21 protein-coding genes are annotated in these 20490 nt (G+C 52.0%); 10 read left to right on the forward strand and 11 right to left on the reverse strand.

Annotated elements, in window-relative coordinates:
• Positions 1-132: 132 nt before the first annotated feature.
• Positions 133-867: a class I SAM-dependent methyltransferase gene (locus tag BZK42_RS06100; protein WP_016153703.1), complete on the forward strand. Its 735-nt coding sequence runs from the start codon at positions 133-135 to the stop codon at positions 865-867.
• 68 nt (positions 868-935) lie between these two features.
• Positions 936-1019 (forward strand): small membrane protein YohP, encoded by an 84-nt coding sequence (locus BZK42_RS29830; RefSeq protein WP_019077217.1) that lies wholly within the window; start codon positions 936-938, stop codon positions 1017-1019.
• A gap of 32 nt (positions 1020-1051) precedes the next feature.
• Here BZK42_RS29830 and dusC read toward each other — a convergent pair whose 3' ends face one another.
• The 6 genes from dusC to mhbT form a co-directional block, all read right to left on the reverse strand.
• A complete protein-coding gene (gene dusC, locus BZK42_RS06105) occupies positions 1052-2002 on the reverse strand; it encodes a tRNA dihydrouridine(16) synthase DusC (RefSeq protein ID WP_019077218.1) in 951 nt (316 codons plus the stop codon).
• 61 nt (positions 2003-2063) lie between these two features.
• Positions 2064-3257 carry a 3-hydroxybenzoate 6-monooxygenase gene (locus BZK42_RS06110; protein WP_080858902.1) on the reverse strand — a complete coding sequence of 398 codons (1194 nt, stop codon included), beginning with the start codon at positions 3255-3257 and terminating at the stop codon, positions 2064-2066.
• Between the two features lie 14 nt (positions 3258-3271).
• The gene (maiA, locus tag BZK42_RS06115) at positions 3272-3916 is read right to left on the reverse strand and encodes a maleylacetoacetate isomerase (RefSeq protein ID WP_080858903.1); all 645 of its coding nucleotides are present in this window, start codon (positions 3914-3916) and stop codon (positions 3272-3274) included.
• Between the two features lie 8 nt (positions 3917-3924).
• Positions 3925-4626 carry a fumarylacetoacetate hydrolase family protein gene (locus tag BZK42_RS06120; protein WP_016153707.1) on the reverse strand — a complete coding sequence of 234 codons (702 nt, stop codon included), beginning with the start codon at positions 4624-4626 and terminating at the stop codon, positions 3925-3927.
• A gap of 15 nt (positions 4627-4641) precedes the next feature.
• A complete protein-coding gene (gtdA, locus tag BZK42_RS06125) occupies positions 4642-5679 on the reverse strand; it encodes a gentisate 1,2-dioxygenase (RefSeq protein WP_019077221.1) in 1038 nt (345 codons plus the stop codon).
• An 11-nt stretch (positions 5680-5690) separates the two neighbouring features.
• Positions 5691-7049 (reverse strand): 3-hydroxybenzoate transporter MhbT, encoded by a 1359-nt coding sequence (gene mhbT / locus BZK42_RS06130; RefSeq protein ID WP_080858904.1) that lies wholly within the window; start codon positions 7047-7049, stop codon positions 5691-5693.
• Positions 7050-7175: 126 nt separating this feature from the next.
• Here mhbT and BZK42_RS06135 point away from each other — a divergent pair, with 126 nt between their 5' ends.
• From BZK42_RS06135 to preA, 8 genes are all read left to right on the forward strand, one after another.
• Positions 7176-8084, forward strand: coding sequence for a LysR substrate-binding domain-containing protein (locus BZK42_RS06135; RefSeq protein ID WP_016153710.1), 909 nt, complete (start codon positions 7176-7178; stop codon positions 8082-8084).
• Positions 8085-8215: 131 nt separating this feature from the next.
• Positions 8216-8614, forward strand: a complete 399-nt coding sequence (locus tag BZK42_RS06140; protein WP_016153711.1) for a CidA/LrgA family protein — start codon at positions 8216-8218, stop codon at positions 8612-8614.
• Complete coding sequence (locus BZK42_RS06145; protein WP_016153712.1) at positions 8611-9306, forward strand: CidB/LrgB family autolysis modulator; 696 nt, start codon at positions 8611-8613, stop codon at positions 9304-9306. The genes BZK42_RS06140 and BZK42_RS06145 overlap by 4 nt, the downstream gene beginning before the upstream one ends.
• A 148-nt stretch (positions 9307-9454) precedes the next feature.
• The gene (cdd, locus tag BZK42_RS06150; protein WP_016153713.1) at positions 9455-10339 is read left to right on the forward strand and encodes a cytidine deaminase; all 885 of its coding nucleotides are present in this window, start codon (positions 9455-9457) and stop codon (positions 10337-10339) included.
• 181 nt (positions 10340-10520) lie between these two features.
• Positions 10521-11240, forward strand: coding sequence for an outer membrane permeability protein SanA (gene sanA / locus BZK42_RS06155; protein WP_016153714.1), 720 nt, complete (start codon positions 10521-10523; stop codon positions 11238-11240).
• Between the two features lie 2 nt (positions 11241-11242).
• A complete protein-coding gene (locus BZK42_RS06160) occupies positions 11243-11482 on the forward strand; it encodes a DUF2542 family protein (RefSeq protein WP_016153715.1) in 240 nt (79 codons plus the stop codon).
• Positions 11483-11714: 232 nt separating this feature from the next.
• Positions 11715-12956: an NAD(P)-dependent oxidoreductase gene (locus tag BZK42_RS06165; RefSeq protein WP_080858905.1), complete on the forward strand. Its 1242-nt coding sequence runs from the start codon at positions 11715-11717 to the stop codon at positions 12954-12956.
• Positions 12950-14185: an NAD-dependent dihydropyrimidine dehydrogenase subunit PreA gene (gene preA / locus BZK42_RS06170; protein WP_080858906.1), complete on the forward strand. Its 1236-nt coding sequence runs from the start codon at positions 12950-12952 to the stop codon at positions 14183-14185. The genes BZK42_RS06165 and preA overlap by 7 nt, the downstream gene beginning before the upstream one ends.
• Positions 14186-14242: 57 nt before the next feature.
• Here preA and mglC read toward each other — a convergent pair whose 3' ends face one another.
• From mglC to yeiB, 5 genes are all read right to left on the reverse strand, one after another.
• A complete protein-coding gene (gene mglC / locus BZK42_RS06175; protein WP_003027393.1) occupies positions 14243-15253 on the reverse strand; it encodes a galactose/methyl galactoside ABC transporter permease MglC in 1011 nt (336 codons plus the stop codon).
• A 15-nt stretch (positions 15254-15268) separates the two neighbouring features.
• Positions 15269-16789, reverse strand: a complete 1521-nt coding sequence (mglA, locus tag BZK42_RS06180; protein ID WP_016153718.1) for a galactose/methyl galactoside ABC transporter ATP-binding protein MglA — start codon at positions 16787-16789, stop codon at positions 15269-15271.
• 71 nt (positions 16790-16860) lie between these two features.
• A complete protein-coding gene (gene mglB, locus BZK42_RS06185; protein ID WP_016153719.1) occupies positions 16861-17859 on the reverse strand; it encodes a galactose/glucose ABC transporter substrate-binding protein MglB in 999 nt (332 codons plus the stop codon).
• Between the two features lie 293 nt (positions 17860-18152).
• On the reverse strand, positions 18153-19178 hold the full coding sequence (galS, locus tag BZK42_RS06190; RefSeq protein ID WP_047359172.1) for an HTH-type transcriptional regulator GalS: 1026 nt from the start codon (positions 19176-19178) through the stop codon (positions 18153-18155).
• 144 nt (positions 19179-19322) lie between these two features.
• Complete coding sequence (gene yeiB, locus BZK42_RS06195) at positions 19323-20480, reverse strand: DUF418 domain-containing protein YeiB (protein ID WP_047500983.1); 1158 nt, start codon at positions 20478-20480, stop codon at positions 19323-19325.
• Positions 20481-20490 lie beyond the last annotated feature (10 nt).

Below are 20490 nucleotides of genomic sequence, written 5' to 3' on the forward strand. Positions count from 1 at the left end.
GACTTGTCGCGTTTCCTTTTTTAGTTACGCGTGGCAATACACCTTTGGCAATAAAAATATATAATCGGAAAAATATACACCCAACAAATAATTTAGATTAATTAATTTTATTAATTTATGGATGGAGACATTATGTCACAGAATATCTATGACGATCCCGAGTTCTTTGCCGGATATGCCACGCTGGACCGTTCAGTAAAAGGGCTCGACGGTGCGCCAGAATGGCCGACAATACAAGCGATGCTCCCCGCTCTGCAGGGAAAAAATATCCTCGATTTGGGTTGCGGATATGGCTGGTTTTGCCGCTACGCGCGCGATAACCAGGCGGCCAGCGTAGTGGGACTGGATATTTCACAAAAGATGTTAACCCAGGCGCACAGCATGACGCAGGGTAATGGCATCGTTTATCGCCGTGAAGATCTCGAAACGCTTTCCCTGTCGCCAAATTCCTTTGACCTGGTTTATAGCTCACTTGCCCTGCACTATTTGCGCGATATCGCGCGATTATTCGTAACGATTTACCAGTCGTTAACACCGGGAGGCATGTTGGTATTCTCTGCCGAGCATCCCATTTATACTGCACCGCTTAACCAGGGTTGGATAAAAGATAAAACCGGGCAACAGTCCTGGCCGGTCAATCATTATCAGCAGGAAGGCACACGCATCAGTAACTGGTTCGCGGAGGGTGTCAAAAAACAGCACCGTAAGCTGGCGACCTGGATTAATGCGCTGATAGCCGCCGGATTCGAAATCGTTTGTGTCGATGAATGGGGACCGTCCGCTGAACAGATTGCTGAAAACCCGGCGCTGGATGAAGAAAAAGAGCGGCCAATGGTGTTTCTGCTCAGCGCACGTAAACCGGAGTAAGGTCATTACAGGAAGATTTTCAGAGGCTTTCCTATACTTAACCTGAACTCACCAAAAAAGGAACGCTGATGAAAATCTTACTGTGGATTATTTTAGTTATTTTTCTGATTGGGTTATTGGTGGTAACTGGCGTGTTTAAGATGATTTTTTGAAAAAAAGGCCACTCCGGTGGCCGATTAATGTGTTAATGCAATTTAGCGATATCAATGGCCTGAATCGCGCGCGCGATATCCGGTGAATTGTTTAATGCGCGGATTTCCTGAAACAGCGCGGTTGCTTCTGAGTATTCTTTACGCAAATACCCTAACCATTGTTTAATCCGCGCCACGTGATACAGCCCGGTATCACCCTGCTTTTCAAGACGGGTATATTTTTGCAATAGCATCACGACATCAGGCCACGGCATACGTGGCTCGTTGTACTTCACCACACGACTCAGGTTCGGAATATTTAATGCCCCACGGCCAATCATCACCGCATCGCATCCGCTGATAGCCATACAATCCTGGGCGCTTTGCCAGTCCCAGATTTCGCCATTTGCGATAACCGGAATGGTAAGCCGCTGGCGGATCTCACCGATCGCCTGCCAGTTGATATGCTCGGCCTTATAGCCCTGTTCCTTGGTTCGGCCATGCACCGCCAGCTCGCTGGCGCCAGCCTGCTGAACGGCATCAGCAATTTCAAACTGCCTGTCGCTGTTGTCCCAGCCCAGACGCACTTTCACCGTCACGGGCAGATGCGCAGGCACCGCCTCGCGCATGGCTTTTGCGCCCCGGTAGATGAGTTCAGGATCTTTTAATAACGTTGCGCCACCGCCGCTGCCGTTGACCAGCTTCGACGGGCAGCCACAGTTCAGATCGACACCAAACGAGCCCAGTTCTACCGCGCGCGCCGCGTTCTCCGCCAGCCACTGCGGATACTGCCCCAGCAACTGTATGCGCACCCGCGTGCCGGATGGCGTCCGGCTATTGTTATGCAGTTCCGGGCAGAGCCGATGGAATACTTTTGCCGGCAGGAGCTGATCCACCACGCGCACAAACTCGGTGATGCACAGATCGTAATCATTCACTTCAGTCAGCAGCTCGCGCACCAGTGAGTCGAGCACGCCTTCCATCGGCGCCAGTAAAACACGCATATCGTCACCCGCAAAAAAAGAGGCGCTATGGTAGCGCCTCCGTTCGGGAGATTAAAGAGGCTCAGCGCGGCAACAGGCAGTTATCTTCTTTCCAGCCGTACAGCCATTCCATACCACGATAAAATTCCGCCTGAGATTTGCCTTTCCACAGCAGATTACGCACCTGGCGCTCGACGCCTGCGGCGTGGTACACACGTCCCATTTCGCGCGTCGACCAGACGATGCGCGCAGTACGCGGAATACGCACCGACTCATACAAAGCAAAGGCATCAGCCGCATCGCAGTCACACTGCTGTAACGCCTTACCGAGAGTGACAGCATCTTCAAGCGCCATACAGGCACCCTGCGCCATATATTGTGCCACCGGATGCGCAGCATCACCCACCAGCGTAATGCGGTCGGTCCCCCATTTCTCTACCGGTTCGCGGTCAGCGGTGGACCAGCGACGCCATGACGTCGGCTTATCCAGCATCTGACGCGGACGCGCATGAATACCGGCAAAATAGGAGAGCACTTCCTCTTTACTGCCATCCTTTACCCCCCACTCCTCCTGCTGACGACTGTGGAAGGTCACCACCAGGTTATACTGCTTGCCGCCGCGCAGTGGATAGTGCACCAGGTGGCAGTGCGGTCCGGCCCACAGCACCGGCGCGTTAATGCGCAAATCTTCCGGCATATCATCGCAATCAATCACCGCGCGATAGACCACGTGCCCGGTCACGCGTGGCGCATCGCCAATCAGAGACTGACGCACAACCGACTTCACACCGTCACAGCCCACCAAAATATCCGCTGTCCAGCTGTTACCGTGCTCATCAAAGACCGTCACATCATCTTCTGTCTGGCGAATATCAACCACGTTAGTTGAAGTGCGATACTCAACGTTGGGATGAACCAGTGCCGCTTCCCAGACAGAAGCATGAATATCAACCCGATGGATAACCGCATAAGGGCCGCCAAAGTGATCGCGGAACGCCTGCCCGGTTTCAATATGTACAACCTCTTTCGCGTTTACCGCATCCATCATGGTGATGTGATCGGTAAAAACGGCGCGCTTGCGGGCGACGTCACCCACGCCAAGGCTGTCCAGAGCAGAAAACGCGTTCGGCCCGAGCTGAATACCCGCACCAATCTCACCAATCTCGTGCGCTTTCTCCAGCAACATCACTTTAATGCCTTGACGGGCCAGCGATAGCGCGGTCGCCGCGCCGCCAATCCCGCCACCCACGATAATTGCGCGAGTCACTTTAGCCATTGTCGTTCTCCTTATCAGGCTGGAATTTTGTCTTGTTGATTCTCGGGCGCGGCGGCGATAAACGCCGGAAGCTGGGTACAGGCATCATATACCGCCTTACAGCGCGGATACCCGCTCAGATCGCAGCCCATACGTAACGCGTTCGCCCACTGCGGGATCAGACAGCAATCCGCCAGCGTCGGCGCATTCCCCACGCAGAACGTCCCCGAGTGACTCTGGCGCAGCATCTGTTCAACCGCGTTTAACCCTTGCTGGATCCAGTGCGCATACCAGCGTTTTTTATCCTCTTCACTGACCTTTAGCTCTTCGCTCAGGTAGCGCAGTACCCGCATGTTATTCACGGGATGGATATCACAAGCGATGGCATAAACAATTTCCAGCACCCGGCTGCGCGTCGGGAAGTCGGCTGGCAGCAGCGGCGACTGCGGAAAGTGACCATCCAGCCAGTCGGTTATCGCCAGCGACTGCCCGAGTGATTCTCCCTCATCAGTGACCAGCGTCGGTACAAGCCCTACCGGGTTCATCCGCCGGTAGGCCAGCTCGTTCTGCTGACCGATGCGAATGTTGACACCCACCGTCTGGTAATCAAGCCCCTTCAGCGCCAGCGCAATGCGTACGCGATATGACGCGGAGCTGTTAAAGAAACTGTACAGCTTCATCATCCACCTCAGACAATCTTCACAGCGATGGGGGTTAAACCGTCTACATTGCCGGTGATCACATCTCCTTTCACCACTGCGCCCACGCCCTCTGGCGTGCCTGTGTAGATCAAATCACCCGGCTGTAGTTCGAAAAAGCCGGACAGATAGCTAATGGTTTCATTAACGGACCAGATGAGGTGGCGAATATCGCTACGCTGATGATCGTCGCCGTTGACCTGCAACCAGATAGGCGCGTTGTTAACATCCGCACTTTCGCTGGCTTTATGCAGTGGCGCGATGGGGGCTGAGAGATCAAATGCTTTGCCGATTTCCCACGGACGCCCCATCTGGCGCATCTCCATCTGCCTGTCGCGGCGGGTCATATCCAGACCAGTGGCATAGCCCCAGATATATTCGTGCGCTTTTTCCAGGGGTATATCGCTGCCCTTTTTACCGATAGCCACCACCAGCTCTATCTCATAGTGATAGTTATCGGTCTGCGACGGGTATGGCAGCTCGAGGGTTTGACCGGCCGCCACCGGGACGACCGCATCGGCAGGTTTACAGAAGAAGAACGGCGGTTCGCGATCCGGATCAAAACCCATTTCACGCGCATGAGCGGCATAGTTGCGGCCCACGCAGTAAACGCGACGCACGGGAAACTGTTCATTACTGCCAACGACCGGAACGGTAACAGGCGCTTGTGGTTCGAATACGTATTGCGTCATTTTCTCTCTCCCAAATTAATAACGTGCTTCACGGAACAACCCCAGCGCTTCCTGAACCGGTCTGTCCGAAAAACTAAATAAGACGGCATCTTCGTGGGCCTGGAATGACACGCCGTGCCAGGTTGGCACCACGAAGATATCTTTTGGCGAAAAATTGAAGATCTCGGTGCCGATGGTGACCTGCCCGCTTCCTTCCACCACGTGATAGATAGTGCTGTCGGTGGTACGCGCCATCCGCGAGGAAAAGCCCTTCGGCAACAGTTGTAAAAAGGTCCCCATTGAAGGCATGGGATAACCACCGGTTACCGGGTTGACGTAACGCATCTTGTAACCGTCCCACTCATCGGCGTCGCCCATGCGGGTCAGGTCATGCAGCGCTTCACGGCTGCGATCGTAGCGATAGTTGAAAATTGGCGATGAGTTACCCTTCTGATGACGCAGCGGCAGCATATTGGCCGCGTAGCGTGGTAAGTAATCCCCTTCCTTGCGCGTGACTGGTTGCTGATCCTCCGGGTAATCTTCCGCAAAGCCGCAACCCAGCAGATTCACCAGTGGCAGATCCAGACCGTCCAGCCACACCACCGGTTCACTGCCTGGGTTGCCGTGGTCGTGCCAGCGCCACTGTGGCGTCAGAATAAAATCGCCTTCATGCATTTGGGTGCGCTCGCCATCCACCGCAGTAAATGCCCCTTTCCCTTCGACAATAAAGCGCAGCGCAGACTGATTATGCCGGTGACTCGGGGCAACCTCGCCCGGCATGATTAACTGCAATCCGGCGTACAGCGTTGGGGTGATTGAAGACTGTCCGCGCAGCATGGGGTTTTCCAGCACCAGTACGCGACGAATCGCCTCTTTCGCGCCAATCAGATCGCCGCTTTCCAGCAGCAGCGGGCGGATCTCCTGATAGTTCCAGTACGCAGGAGCACAATGTGCGTTCGGCGTTGGCGGTACCAGGCGGTGCAGCGACTCCCACAGCGGGGTCAGATTCTGCCCGGAAATATGCTGGTAAAACTGCTGACGGCTGTTCTTAACATCCTGATTAAGTTCTGACATAGAGATTCTCCTTATTTGTTCACGATGCCTACGCGTGACAACGCGTCAGGGACAGAGGCCGACTGGCGGATAACAACCGTCAGCAGCATAAGCATCACCGCGCTGATGGCCGCCGGAACGGCAATAATGAAAAACAGGTTATCGAATGAGAAATTCATCGCCATCATCACGCCGCCGGAGAGCGAGCCGACAATCGCGCCGCAGCGGCCAATCGCATTAGACCAGCTGACGCCCGTGGCCCGGCTCTGCGTCGGATAAAGCGTGGCGGTTAAGGCATTCAGGCCCACCTGCGAACCGCTGATGCCGATGCCGGTGCCAAAAATGGCCAGCGCCATCAACCACAGGCCGTTCTCGCTCAGGCCAATCATGACAATACACACCGCACCCAACGCATAGCTCACTGCCAGCACGCGGAAAGGATTGTATTTATCCATCAGCACTCCCAGCACCAGCGCACCTAGCGTACCGCCAATCTGAAAGGCAGCGGTCACCCATGAGGCATGCTGCAGGTCAATTCCGCGATGGTTAAGCAGCGTTGGCATCCAGCTGGAGAGCAGATAAATGATCAGCAGGCTCATAAAGAACACCACCCATAACATCAGGGTAATGGGCAACTGTTGCCCGACGAACAGCTGGCGAATGCTGCCTTTGGCAATCGCGGCGCCCTCGTTGAGATAAAATTGGGTATTGTCATAACGTTCCCGGGTGATGGCGCTGACGGTTCTGGCAATCACGTTTTGCGGCAACTGACGACGAACCTGCCAGCGCGGGGATTCCGGCAGCGCAAACAGCAGAGCCACAAACAGCATCAGCGGTAGCACGCCTCCCAGCACCAGGATGCCGTGCCAGCCAATAACCGGCACTAGCTGTGCGCTGACAATCCCGCCCATCGCCGAGCCCAGGGTAAAACCGCAGAACATCATGGTGACCAGTGCACCACGCCGACGCGCTGGCAGGTATTCTGAGGTCATAGTGATAGTATTTGGCATCGCGCCGCCCAGGCCTAACCCGGTAAGGAAGCGCAAAAAAACCAGCGTTTGCAGATCGGGGGAAAAAGCCGAAATCAGGCTCAGTGCGCCGAACAGCGCCACGCAGAATTCAATCACCCGTTTGCGGCCAAAACGATCCGATAGCGGACCGCAGAGCAGTGCGCCAGCGGTCAGACCCAGCAGGCCTGCGCCAAACAACGGCGCCAGATCTCCGGCCGTCAGTTGCCAGTGGGTGCGAATATCAGGCGCGATAAAACCAATAGCTGCGGTATCAAAACCGTCGAGCATGACGACCAAAAAACAGCAAATGATAACGCGCCACTGGGTCTTACCGACGGGGGCGGAATCGATCAGTGCTTGTAGATCACGTTGTTGAGTCATAGTGAATGCCTCAGTGCAGGTAGAGTAGATGTCTGTTTTGTTTTAGGTATGTTGCGACTTTGTATGTTTGGAGATGAAATGTACAATGGCTTTTCATGCAGAGGCATAACCTGGAGGTTATAGCAAATGGCTAACTGGGCGCAGAAACTTAAGTTACACCACCTGCAAACGCTTATTGCGCTGGGCGAACAGGGGAATTTGACTCACGTCGCCCGAATGATGAATATCACCCAGCCAGCGTTGTCAAAATGGTTATCACAGCTCGAAGATGAGATGGGTATCACACTCTTTGAACGTCATAGCAAAGGCTTACGCCCTTCAGAAGGCGGCAAGCTGCTACTGCAGCATGCCCAACGCCTGATCAATGATATGGAACGTTCACAGTATGAAATCGCCCGTTTTAAGCAGGGAGGCCTGGTAGGGAGTCTGAAGATTGGCTGCTCGCCGGTGGCGACGGACTGCGTTTCACAGGCGATACTGGGTTTGCTCACAGAGCTGCCGACCCTGCATCTTAATATTGAAGAGAAGGTGATGACCCCGCTGCTGCACGATCTGCTCGCGGGTTCGGTGGATGTGGTGGTCGGACGCGTCGGTGGCCGGGCGCTTCAGTTGCCGCTCAATTACCAGGTGCTGTATACCGAGCCGGTCTGTTTCGTCGCGCGCCCCGACCATCCGCTGGCAAAATATCCCCTGCTCACCTGGCATGATCTGGCTAACTGGCGCTGGATTGTCTGGCCGACGGGAACGCCCATCCGGATAAGCATTGACAACGCGCTGGTAGATAACGGCGTCATGCTACCGGAAAACATCATTGAGTCGGCATCGATAAACGTCAGCACCAACCTGCTGCAAAGTAGCGACATGATCTCTATTCTTTCTCTACGCCTGGCGCAGCGTTATGCCGCCCAGGGACAGCTGGCTATCCTGAATCTGCCGAAGATTGAACAAAAAGGCAGCGTAGGCGTGTTCTGGCGCAACAATGAAACACCCACGACCGCCCTGAATCGTTTTCTGTATTACCTGGCACAGGTTTAACGTGAACAATTAGGGCCATCGCCCGATGTTCCAGATATCTATTTCTTCTATGCTTAGAATTCATGATGTGATCGGTAGCACGTTTTGAAGTTTAATTGTATGATGAATCAGTCTCGTCAAGGGTTTCAACTATGAGCAAAGCACTGAACATTATCTGGCAATATTTGCGCGCATTCGTCCTGATTTATGCCTGCCTCTATGCAGGTATTTTTCTTGCATCGCTACTCCCCATCACCATTCCGGGCAGCATTATCGGCATGCTGATTCTGTTTGTCTTACTGGCTTTGCAGGTGCTACCGGCAAAATGGGTTAACCCCGGCTGCTATGTGCTGATTCGCTATATGGCCCTGTTGTTTGTCCCGATTGGCGTGGGGATCATGCAGTACTTTGATCTGCTCCGTGCGCAATTTGGTCCGGTGGTGGTGTCCTGTACCATCAGTACGCTGGTCGTTTTCCTGGTGGTGAGCTGGAGTTCTCACATTGTGCACGGTGAGCGCAAAATCGTTGGGCAAAAAGGGTCTAAAGAATGATGTCGTATATCTGGTGGTCGTTACCCCTTACGCTGGCGGTATTTTTTGGCGCACGTAAGCTGGCTGCACGATTTAAAATGCCGCTATTGAACCCGCTACTGGTCGCCATGGTGGTGATCATTCCCATTCTGATGCTGACCGGAATTCCCTACGATCACTATTTCAAAGGCAGTGAGGTGCTGAACGATTTACTGCAACCTGCCGTGGTCGCGCTGGCCTATCCGTTATACGAACAGCTGCACCAGATTCGCGCTCGCTGGAAATCAATTATTGCCATCTGCTTTGCGGGGAGCGTTGTGGCGATGGTTACAGGTACAACAATCGCCTTGTTGATGGGCGCATCGCCGCAAATTGCTGCGTCAATCATGCCGAAATCGGTAACCACGCCTATCGCTATGGCAGTGGGAGGCAGCATTGGTGGTATTCCGGCCATCAGCGCCGTGTGCGTCATTTTTGTTGGTATCCTCGGGGCTGTGTTTGGTCATACTTTGCTCAATGCGATGCGTATTCGCACCAAAGCCGCACGTGGACTGGCCATGGGTACCGCTTCGCACGCCCTGGGTACCGCACGCTGTGCAGAGCTGGACTATCAGGAAGGCGCGTTTAGCTCTCTGGCGCTGGTTATTTGCGGCATTATCACCTCGTTGGTCGCCCCATTCCTGTTCCCGATTATTCTGGCCCTGGTCGGTTAACCTTCAATTTTTGGCTAATTATTTGCGATGCGTTGCACATTTTTAATTTAAGTTTCATAAGTTGCATACACAATGAGATTTGGATCACATATAAAGCCGTAACAGGCCCGTAAACTACGATTCCATTACATTGTTATGAGGCATCGCCATGCATCCACGTTTTCAAACTGCTTTTGCCCAACTCGCGGATAACTTGCAATCAGCCCTGGCGCCTGTTCTGGCGGATGCGCATTTCCCCGCCATGCTGACTGCTGAGCAGGTCTCTTTGCTGAAACGCGAATCGGGACTGGACGAAGACGCGCTGGCATTCGCTCTATTGCCGCTGGCTGCGGCCTGCGCGCGTACTCCGCTGTCCAACTTCAACGTTGGGGCAATTTCTCGCGGCATCAGCGGCACCTGGTACTTCGGTGGCAACATGGAGTTCCTGGGGGCGACCATGCAGCAAACCGTTCATGCCGAGCAAAGCGCCATTAGCCATGCCTGGCTGCGCGGTGAAAAAGGGCTCGCCGCCATCACCGTCAACTACACGCCGTGCGGCCACTGTCGCCAGTTTATGAACGAACTGAACAGTGGACTGGATTTACGTATTCATCTGCCGGGACGTGCGCCACACGTGCTGCGCGATTACCTGCCAGACGCCTTCGGACCGAAAGATCTGGAGATTAAAACACTGCTGATGGACGATCAGGATCACGGCTTCGCACTGCAGGGCGATGCGTTGACCCAAGCGGCTATCACCGCCGCCAACAGATGTCATATGCCGTACAGCAACTCCCCAAGCGGCGTGGCGCTGGAATGTAAAGATGGTCGAATTTTTAGCGGTAGCTATGCGGAAAATGCCGCCTTCAACCCGACCCTGCCGCCGCTGCAAGGCGCGTTAAACCTGTTGAACCTTAACGGTTATGACTACCCGGATATCCAGCGTGCTGTGCTGGCTGAAAAAGCCGATGCGCCGTTGATTCAGTGGGATGCGACCTCCGCTACCCTGAAAGCGCTGGGCTGCAATAATATTGAGCGCGTGCTGCTCGGTTAATTGCCTGGCGCTACGCTTATCTGGCCTGCAATCGCTCCAGGTTGTCGGCCAGATTTGCTGTTGCTACCATCCAACAGGGCCGTTTTGCTGAAAATCCCCCCAATCAGATTGCTGTTTCTTGCGCTACGTCTTCCGGTACAGTAGCCTGATTGAAATTCCATCCAAATAACGAGTTTTCTGCATGTTAAAGCGCGTGTTTTACAGCCTGTTAGTCCTGGTAGGCTTGCTGCTTTTGACTGTGCTTGGGCTCGACAGGTGGATGAGCTGGAAGACCGCTCCCTACATCTACGACGAATTGCAGGATTTACCCTACCGCCAGGTCGGTGTGGTCTTGGGCACGGCGAAATACTATCGCACCGGCGTCATCAACCAGTATTACCGCTACCGCATTCAGGGCGCATTGAACGCCTATAACAGTGGAAAGGTAAACTATCTGCTGCTGAGCGGCGACAACGCACAACAAAGCTACAACGAACCCATGACGATGCGTAAAGATCTGATTGCCGCAGGTGTCGATCCCGCTGACATAGTGCTTGATTACGCCGGGTTCCGGACGCTCGATTCAATTGTACGAACCCGCAAGGTGTTCGATACCAACGATTTCATCATTATTACTCAGCGATTCCACTGTGAGCGCGCCTTGTTTATTGCGCTGCATATGGGCATCCAGGCCCAGTGCTATGCGGTGCCCTCACCAAAAGATATGCTCACCGTGCGGGTACGTGAATTTGGCGCCCGCTTTGGCGCACTGGCCGATCTCTATATTTTCAAACGTGAACCCCGATTTTTAGGCCCGCTGGTGCCCATCCCTACCATGCATCAGGTACCGGACGATGCACAGGGATATCCGGCGGTCACGCCTGAACAACTACTCGAATTACAAAAGAAACAAGGAAAATAAGCATGGATGTACAAACCCTTTTCGTCGTGTTGGCCTTTCTGCTCATTCCCGTATTTTGTTTTCGCGAAGCATGGAAAGGCTGGCGCTCTGGGGCAGTAGATAAAATTAAAAAGAATGCGCGCGAACCGGTTTACGCTTATCGCAATCAAGAGCCCCTGCAATTTTGGTCTTATGTGCTGGTTTATGCCGGGTGCGGATGTTTATCCTTCGGGATGGTTATTTACTTAGTCTTTTATCGCTAAAGAATTTTCTTTTATATTAGCATTTGAGAATAGCTAATATTTTGATAATAGTTACCATTTCAATGTAAGGGATTAATGCTGCCCGCCAGCATTTCCCTCAGACTATCTTCTATTTGTGAATCCTTTCACAGAATACTCTTCCTGCAGTGCTTAGCCTTAAGAATAGCCTTCACTTTTTATATTTTGTTATTAACGGTTTGCCTTAATTTACTCAAGCATTAAGGAAGAAAATATGCCACAACAAAATTATCTGGATGAGCTCACGCCTGCTTTTACCCCATTATTAGCAATAAAAGAGGCTTCTCGCTGTTTATTATGTCACGACGCCCCCTGTAGTCATGATTGCCCGGCGCAAACAGACCCAGGGAAATTTATTCGCTCTATTTATTTTCGTAATTTTAAAGGCGCTGCCGAAACTATCCGCGAAAATAATGCGCTCGGTGCGGTGTGCGCCCGGGTTTGCCCAACCGAAAAATTATGCCAGCGCGGATGTACGCGCTCAGGAATTGATAAACCTATCGATATTGCACGTTTGCAACGCTTTATTACCGATTTTGAACAGCAGACCGCAATGAAAATCTATCAGCTGGCAACAAAAACGCTCGGCAAAGTAGCTATCATCGGTGCGGGTCCGGCAGGATTACAGGCCAGCGTAACGCTAAGTAATCTTGGTTATGATGTGACAATCTTCGAAAAACAGGCCCAGCCAGGTGGCTGGTTGCGTTATGGCATTCCAGAGTTTCGTCTGCCGCAAGCAGTTTTGGATCTTGAAATTGCCCGTATCGTTGAAATGGGCGTGACCATCAAGTGCAATTGTGAAGTCGGCAATGCCCTTTCCGTTGAGCAACTCAAAGCAGAATACCGCGCCGTACTGGTTACCGTAGGGATGTCTTACGGTTCAACGTTGCCTCTGTTTGAGAGGGCGAATCACGTAGAAATCGCCGTCGATTTTCTGCAACGAGCCCGCCAATCCAACGGCGATATTACCATCGCACAAAGTGCATTAATCATCGGCGGTGGCGACGTGGCGATGGATGTCGCCAGTACGTTGAAGCTGCTGGGCTGCCCGTCAGTCACCTGTGTCGCGCGTGAAGAACTCGCCGACTTCCCGGCCAGCGACAAAGAATTCAGCAGCATACAGGCTTTAGGGGTGTCGATAATTGACGGCTTCACGCCCGTGGCGGTTAGCGGAAATAGAGTCACCTTTAAGCACGTACGCCTGCCAGGAGAACTCACGCTTGAAGCCGAACAGATTATTCTCGCCGTCGGCCAACATGCTCAGCTTGATAATTTCGCCGCGTTAAAGCCACAGCGCAATCTTATCGATACGCACAATTATCAAACCGCCGATCCGGCTCTGTTTGCTGCGGGCGATATTGTTAAAGGCGATAAAACCGTTGTTTACGCCGTGAAAACGGGAAAAGAAGCCGCTCAGGCCATTCATCACTATTTAGAGGGAGCTTGCTCATGTTAACGAAAGATCTTTCTATTACTTTTTGCGGCGTCAAATTCCCCAACCCGTTCTGCCTCTCTTCCTCTCCGGTGGGCAACTGCTATGAAATGTGCGCCAAAGCCTATGATAGCGGCTGGGGTGGCATTGTTTTTAAAACGATCGGGTTCTTTATTGCTAATGAAGTCTCCCCACGCTTTGACCATCTCACCAAAGAAGATACCGGCTTTATTGGCTTCAAAAACATGGAACAAATTGCCGAGCATCCGCTGGAGGAGAATCTGGCCGCAATTCGTCGACTGAAACAGGACTACCCGGACAAAGTCCTGATTGCGTCGATTATGGGGGAAAATGAGCAGCAATGGCAGGAACTGGCCCGCCTGGTTGAAGACGCGGGTGCAGACATGATCGAGTGTAACTTCTCGTGCCCGCAAATGACCTCACATGCCATGGGTAGCGATGTAGGGCAAAGCCCTGAGCTGGTTGAAAAGTATTGTCGGGCCGTTAAACGCGGCTCGTCCCTGCCGATGCTGGCGAAAATGACACCGAACATTGGTGATATGTGTGAGGTGGCTCTGGCAGCAAAACACGGAGGTGCCGACGGTATCGCGACCATCAATACGGTTAAATCCATCACGAATATCGATCTGAACCGAAAAATCGGGATGCCGGTCGTCAACGGTAAATCCAGTATTTCCGGCTACTCCGGCAAGGCCGTTAAACCTATTGCTTTGCGATTTATCCAACAACTGCGCATGCACCCTGAACTGCGCGATTTCCCGATTAGCGGCATCGGGGGAATTGAGACCTGGGAAGATGCCGCCGAGTTTTTACTGTTAGGCGCGGCCACGCTGCAGGTGACCACCGGGATCATGCAGTATGGCTACCGGATTGTGGAGGACATGACCAGCGGGCTGTCACATTACCTCGCCGATCAAGGGTTTGACTCACTGGAGGAGATGGTTGGTCTTGCCAATGCCAATATCATCCCCGCGGAGGATCTTGACCGTAGCTACATCGTCTACCCGTACATCCATCTTGATAAATGCGTTGGCTGTGGCCGCTGCTACATCTCCTGTTATGACGGTGGACATCAGGCGATAGAATGGAATGAGGAAACCCGCACACCGCACTGCAACACAGAAAAATGTGTGGGATGCCTGCTGTGTGGTCACGTTTGCCCGGTAGCCTGTATTGAGCTGGGTGAGGTGAAATTTAAATCCGGTGAGAAAGAGCATGCGTTAACGTTGTAACGCTGACAAAAAAGCCCGGTACAGATTACGCTGCACCGGGCTTTTTGCGGTATACGATTACTTTTTACGCGCGTACTTCAGTGAGTCCAGCGCGACCGCGAAGATGATAATGCCGCCCTTGATAATGTACTGCCAGTAAGGGTTCACGCCAATGTAAGTCAGACCGTAGTTGATGACGGTGAAGATAATCACACCGGTCACCACGCCAAACACGGTCCCTACCCCGCCGCTGAACGACACGCCGCCAACCACGCACGCCGCAATCGCATCCAGCTCATACATAAAGCCGAGGTTGTTAGTCGCCGAGCCGATACGCCCGGCTTCGAGCAAACCACCAAAGGCATAAAACACGCCAGACAACGCATAGATGATCAGCAGGTTCAGCGCAACGTTGACCCCGGACACTTTCGCGGCTTCAGGGTTTCCGCCGATGGCGAAAATGTTTTTACCGAAGCGGGTCTTGTTCCACAGCACCCAGACAAACGCCACCGCAATCAGCGCATAGAAGGTGATGTAGGAGAGGCGGAAACTACCCAGCGCAATAAAGCCCTGCGCGAAGGTGGAGAATCCGCTGTCAAAGCCAGAAATTGGCGATGCGCCGACAAAGTCGTAGTACAGGGAGTTGATCCCGTAAACGATGATCATCGTACCCAGGGTGGTAATAAACGGCGTCACATTCAGATAAGCAATGATAATACCGTTCACCAGACCGATAATGGCGCCAATCACGCAAACAATCAGCACGACTACGATGATTGGCATTGTAGCCATTTCCGGGAACACCTTGTTGGCGTTCTCCATCGACTGTAGCAAGGTTGCCGCCACGACTGCCGCCAGACCAACCTGACGTCCCGCCGACAGATCTGTCCCTTGGGTAACAATCAGCCCGGCCACACCCAATGCGATAATTATACGCACCGAGGATTGCGTCAGAATATTACTCAGGTTCAGTAAGCTTAAGAAAGTGGGATCCTGGAAAATAATAATCGCCAGCAAAACCAAAAGAACAACGTAAATTCCGCCTTCTTTCAGATAAGTAAGAAAACTTTTCTTATTTAACGCACTCATGAGGAGCCCCTAATCTTAAAGGTGCAAAGACGCAAGACGGAGGATTTCGTTTTGCGTTGTTGTTTTAGTGTCAACAATTCCGGCAACGAGACCATTGCTCATCACCAGAATACGATCGGTAATACCTAGCAACTCCGGCATTTCAGAGGAAATAATAATAATCCCCTTATCCTTTTTCGCGAGTTCGGCAATCAGCTGATAAATTTCAAATTTCGCGCCAACATCGATACCACGCGTGGGTTCATCTAACATCAGGATTTCTGGCTGCGTTAATAACCAGCGACCAATAACCACCTTTTGCTGATTACCACCGGACAGTGAACCGATTTGTGTACGATGGCCCGGCGTTTTCACCCTCATTGAGTCAATTACCCACTGGGTATCACTCTTCATGCGGGAATTATCCAGCAGACCAACTTTATTTTTATAGTTTTGGATATTGGAGATTAACGAGTTAAAACCAATATCCAGATACGCGTAAATACCGGTTGAGCGGCGCTCTTCCGTGACCAGCGCAAAACCATGATTAATGGCCTCATTTGCGCTGTGGTTATTAATCTTTTTGCCGTGTAGCGTAATCGTACCCGATGATTTCTCACGAATACCAAAAAGCGTTTCAACGATATCAGTACGTTTTGCGCCGACCAGCCCGGCAATCCCGAGAATTTCCCCTTTGTGCAAATCAAACGAGATATCACGAATCGATGGCTGACGCAGCGAGGTCAGGTTACGCACTTGCAGAATGACTTCACCGGGTTTGTTTTCTTTATCCGGAAAACGTTGGTTCAGTGAACGGCCGACCATCATGGAGATGATCTTATCCATATCCAGCCCTTCCAGCGGCTGGGTCGCAATCCACTGGCCATCGCGCAGCACGGTAATTTCATCGCATAGCTGGAAGATTTCTTCCATCTTGTGAGAAATATAAACAATACCGCATCCACGCTCTTTCAGCTTACGGATAATGGTAAACAGATGATTAACTTCTTTCTCGGTTAACGATGACGTTGGCTCATCCATGATGACGATTTTTGCGTCATAGGAGAACGCTTTCGCAATTTCAATCATCTGCATTTGCGAAACGGATAATGTACCAACGCGCGCACGCGGATCGATATCAATATCCAGCTCATCAAATATCGCTTTGGTATCGCGGTACATTTTGTCCTGATCAACAAACATGCCTTTGGTGGGATAGCGTCCCAGCCACATGTTATCCATCACAGAACGTTGTAATACCAGGTTTAATTCCTGGTGTACCATCGAAATACCATTTTCAAGCGCTTCTTTAGCAGAATGAAAATCGATTTCTTTACCCTGAAATAAAATACTACCGGAATCTTTTTGATAGATACCGAAAAGACATTTCAATAATGTTGATTTCCCCGCGCCATTCTCCCCCATTAAGGCATGAATGGAATGTGGGCGGACTTTTAAATTGACATTATCAAGAGCCTTAACGCCGGGGAAGGACTTGTTGATGCCGGTCATTTCCAACAAGTATTCGCCTGACGACTGAGTATGTGTGCTGACCATAATTATACCTTGTTGGCCTTGCAGAGTGCGTTATTAAGGGCGCAATGACATTGCGCCCAAAGACGGAATATTTACTTATTGGTAAACTCTGCCAGATTATCTTTATCGACACCTACGTACGGAACGCGAACAATTTTGTTCTCAATTTTCCAGTTAGTGCCATCTGCCGCACCTTTACCGTCAGCCAGGTTTTTCGCCAGATCGAAGGTGGCTTTCGCCTGGTTGTTGGCGTCGTTCAGCACGGTACCAGCCATTGCGCCAGATTTCACCAGAGCCAGCGCTTCAGGCAGCGCATCCACACCAAATACCGGTACGCTGGTTTTGTTGTGCGCTTTCAGCGCTTCAACTGCGCCCATTGCCATCGCATCGTTGTTTGCGATAACCACTTCGATTTTGTTGGCGTTCGGACCGGACATCCACGCATCCATTTTATCTTTTGCCTGAGCGGTATCCCACATTGCAGTATCTAACTGCAGTTGCTCAGTTTTAATGCCTTTATCGTTCAGCTCTTTAATCACGTAAGTGGTACGTGCTTCAGCGTCCGGGTGTCCCGGTTCGCCTTTCAGCAGAACAAACTGAATTTTGCCGTCTTTGTTCAGGTCCCAGTTCGGGTTAGCTGCCCAGTGTTTGGCGATCAAATCACCCTGAATAATACCGGACTCTTTAGAGTCGGTACCGACGTAAAACGCTTTGTCATAACTGTCCAGCGCCTTACGAGAAGGTTCTTTGTTAAAGAACACGATCGGTACGTTCTGCCCGCGTGCTTTTTCAATGACCGTGCCTGCCGCTGCCGGGTCAACCAGGTTAATCGCCAGTGCTTTTACGCCTTTTGCCAGCAGCACGTCGATCTGGTCGTTTTGTTTGGACTGGTCGTTCTGCGAGTCATTCATCAGCAGCTGTACATCTGGCGCCGCTTTGGCATCTTTTTCAATAGCCTTACGTACTACAGACATAAAGTTATCGTCATACTTATAGATAGTCACACCAATGCGGGTATCAGCAGCGTGCGCAGCCGCGCCGAATAACATGCTTGCCATTACAGCAGACAGGGTCAACACCTTCTTATTCATGGTATCTCCGGTTTTATTATGCAGGGTAGTACTTGAGATAAATGCTCGGCAGGCAGAACGTTACTGAAGTGTTACTGAACGCCGAAGCTCACTTTTAAAAAATATTTCTTCCGTGTCTGGCAACGCTCCAAAAACAGGCTTTAATTTTTGTTTAAGGCACCTATACCTCGGTGAAAGTGATTATTCACCGTTACATAGTAGTTACAGCGCAACAAACAGTGTCATCATAGCTATCGCATTGTTAATATACTGTGAATTTACTCACATATTGAAAGCGGTTACATCGCGCAACGTTATGAGTTAGTGATCGGTGCCGCATTCTGCCGAAGCGCCACAGAATGGCGACGCACCAGCGTCGGCATAAAGCAGTGCGTCGCCTCCAGGTCTAACGTGCCTGCAGCCCCCTGTAGCGCAAGCTCCGTCGCCATTTTTGCCATGGAGGCAATGGGATAGCGTACGGTGGTCAGTTGCGGATCGGTGTAACGCGCGATAGGAATATCATCAAAGCCAATGATAGAAAGGTGTAATGGAATAGCGATGCCGTTATCTTTTAGCGCAGTCAGCGCGCCGGCAGCCATATTGTCGTTATAGGCGAAAACCGCCGTCAGTTGTAAGTTACGTCCCAGCAGTTCTACCATCGCAGACTCTCCGCCTTGCATATCGGGCGAACCAGTGCCGACCCAACTTTCTGCCGCAACAATCCCCTGCTCTTTCAGGGCTGTTAACCACCCTTCTTTGCGCATGGTGTCATCTTCAATGCGATGGCTTGACGCCAGATAACCGATGCGTTGATGACCATTATTCAGCAGCATTCGGGTCGCCATTTTGGCACCGCTGATGTTATCCAGACAGACGCAGCGGTGGGCGTAACCCGGCACCAGACGGTTGATTAGCACCATACCGGGGATCTGATCCATAAACTCGGCGAGTTCCCGATCGCTCAGTGCTTTAGAGTGTACAATCAGTGCGTTACAGCGCTGACGAATCAACACCTCAATGGCATGACGTTCTTTTTCAGCCTCATGGTAGCTGTTGCCAATCAGGACATACTTCTGATGCTGCTGGGCAACCATATCCACGGCTTTTACCAGCGCGCCAAAAAAGGCGTCTGATACATCCATGACCACAACACCAATCGTGTCGCTCACCTGCGTCGCCAGCGCTTGCGCGTTGGCATTAGGTCGATAGCCCAGCAGAGTAACTGCCTTCATTACCGCTTCACGCGTATCGGGACTCACCAGCGCACTGTTGTTCAGTACGCGGGAAACGGTCGCTACAGAAACGCCAGACTGTCGTGCCACATCACGTATGGTGATCATATTCACTGCCCTGTTTTAGATTGCGGTTGCCCGCAGACACCCCAGGCTGGGTATTTTGTCAGCACAATGAAACGCACTGCGTGAGAGATGTCACAGGAATGAAAGCGCTTACATCCGTTTTGTTAATGAATGTGATCCAGATCGTTATCTGGATGTACGCGGCAATGATGTCCCCGCAGCACGCAGGGTTAATTGACGCCACAGCCATTCCACCGGGCCCTGGCGGTAAAAACGTAGCCATATGACGGAGAAAAGTAGGTTAACGGCCCAAACCGGAATGACGAAATACAGCAGCTCCAGTCGGTCAAATTTCATAAATAAGCCGACCTGGTAAAACAGCGTGGTGCAGATTAAGGTTTGTAACAGATAGTTAGTTAATGCCATGCGCCCCACACAGGCGATGGCAATGACCCATTTTAAGCGGCTAAGCTGCGGCCAGAAGCCGAACATCAGCGCGGCGTAACCAATGGTTTGCAACGGCGCGCCCAGCTCTCGCGGGGCTTGTAGCAAGAAGGCACACCAGCGATATGCCCAGTCCAGATGCCACTGAGCGACGATAGCAGGCAGGTTAATCGCCATCCCGAGAATGACCAGCAGTACACCGGTGCGTCGGTAATGCTGTAAGCTGTACTGCCCTTTTAACCAACCGCTGCGCATCAATGCCGCGCCGAGCAGCATCATCCCCGCCAGTTGCCAGCCGTACTGTGCGCCCAGCGCCAGCAAGCTATTGGACATCATATCCACGCGATTGCTGACGGCTTCCATTCCACCGTTTATTTTCCAGTATTTTTCATACAGCAACGCTGAGGCATCCGGCGTCCAGGCACGACTGGTTTCACTCCCGGAGATTACCCCCAGCAGCAGCAATACGCCAACGCCCACCAGATAAAGCAGTACGCCGGTGTTAAATAAGCTTTTTACCGACGGCGCATCACGGATCAACCGCCAACAAATCAGGCCGATTAAGCCATATGCCAGCAGGATATCGCCATCCCAGAAGAGTAAACCGTGAATAAAACCCAATAGAACCAGCAGCGTAAGCCGCGACTGGATCCAGCGTTTGCCGCGCGGGAGCAGCATTTGCAGACCGGCACCGAACAGCAGCGCAAACAGCGTGAGGAATTTTACCTGCGCAAAGAGATCGAGCAGCGCCCAGGTCCAGGCGTCGGATAAGGTGATGTTGCCATACCACGCGGGATTGAGGTATGCCGCCTTTGGCAGGCCAAAGGCGCTAATATTGAGAAGCAGGATACCAAGAATGGCGACGCCACGAATAAAATCCAGCGTGACATTACGCTCCATGGTCCCTGCC

The organism is Citrobacter braakii, assembly GCF_002075345.1.
GTDB classification, from domain to species: Bacteria; Pseudomonadota; Gammaproteobacteria; order Enterobacterales; family Enterobacteriaceae; genus Citrobacter; species Citrobacter braakii.

Coding starts and splice junctions, on each gene's coding strand:
- BZK42_RS06100 (WP_016153703.1), top strand. CDS start 133: ATGTCACAGAATATCTATGACGATCCCGAGTTCTTTGCCGGATATGCC.
- preA (WP_080858906.1), top strand. CDS start 12,950: ATGTTAACGAAAGATCTTTCTATTACTTTTTGCGGCGTCAAATTCCCC.
- BZK42_RS06165 (WP_080858905.1), top strand. CDS start 11,715: ATGCCACAACAAAATTATCTGGATGAGCTCACGCCTGCTTTTACCCCA.
- mhbT (WP_080858904.1), bottom strand. CDS start 7,049: ATGACTCAACAACGTGATCTACAAGCACTGATCGATTCCGCCCCCGTC.
- cdd (WP_016153713.1), top strand. CDS start 9,455: ATGCATCCACGTTTTCAAACTGCTTTTGCCCAACTCGCGGATAACTTG.
- mglB (WP_016153719.1), bottom strand. CDS start 17,859: ATGAATAAGAAGGTGTTGACCCTGTCTGCTGTAATGGCAAGCATGTTA.
- BZK42_RS06160 (WP_016153715.1), top strand. CDS start 11,243: ATGGATGTACAAACCCTTTTCGTCGTGTTGGCCTTTCTGCTCATTCCC.
- maiA (WP_080858903.1), bottom strand. CDS start 3,916: ATGAAGCTGTACAGTTTCTTTAACAGCTCCGCGTCATATCGCGTACGC.
- BZK42_RS06110 (WP_080858902.1), bottom strand. CDS start 3,257: ATGGCTAAAGTGACTCGCGCAATTATCGTGGGTGGCGGGATTGGCGGC.
- BZK42_RS06140 (WP_016153711.1), top strand. CDS start 8,216: ATGAGCAAAGCACTGAACATTATCTGGCAATATTTGCGCGCATTCGTC.
- BZK42_RS29830 (WP_019077217.1), top strand. CDS start 936: ATGAAAATCTTACTGTGGATTATTTTAGTTATTTTTCTGATTGGGTTA.
- yeiB (WP_047500983.1), bottom strand. CDS start 20,480: ATGGAGCGTAATGTCACGCTGGATTTTATTCGTGGCGTCGCCATTCTT.
- BZK42_RS06145 (WP_016153712.1), top strand. CDS start 8,611: ATGATGTCGTATATCTGGTGGTCGTTACCCCTTACGCTGGCGGTATTT.
- dusC (WP_019077218.1), bottom strand. CDS start 2,002: ATGCGTGTTTTACTGGCGCCGATGGAAGGCGTGCTCGACTCACTGGTG.
- gtdA (WP_019077221.1), bottom strand. CDS start 5,679: ATGTCAGAACTTAATCAGGATGTTAAGAACAGCCGTCAGCAGTTTTAC.
- mglC (WP_003027393.1), bottom strand. CDS start 15,253: ATGAGTGCGTTAAATAAGAAAAGTTTTCTTACTTATCTGAAAGAAGGC.
- galS (WP_047359172.1), bottom strand. CDS start 19,178: ATGATCACCATACGTGATGTGGCACGACAGTCTGGCGTTTCTGTAGCG.
- BZK42_RS06120 (WP_016153707.1), bottom strand. CDS start 4,626: ATGACGCAATACGTATTCGAACCACAAGCGCCTGTTACCGTTCCGGTC.
- sanA (WP_016153714.1), top strand. CDS start 10,521: ATGTTAAAGCGCGTGTTTTACAGCCTGTTAGTCCTGGTAGGCTTGCTG.
- BZK42_RS06135 (WP_016153710.1), top strand. CDS start 7,176: ATGGCTAACTGGGCGCAGAAACTTAAGTTACACCACCTGCAAACGCTT.
- mglA (WP_016153718.1), bottom strand. CDS start 16,789: ATGGTCAGCACACATACTCAGTCGTCAGGCGAATACTTGTTGGAAATG.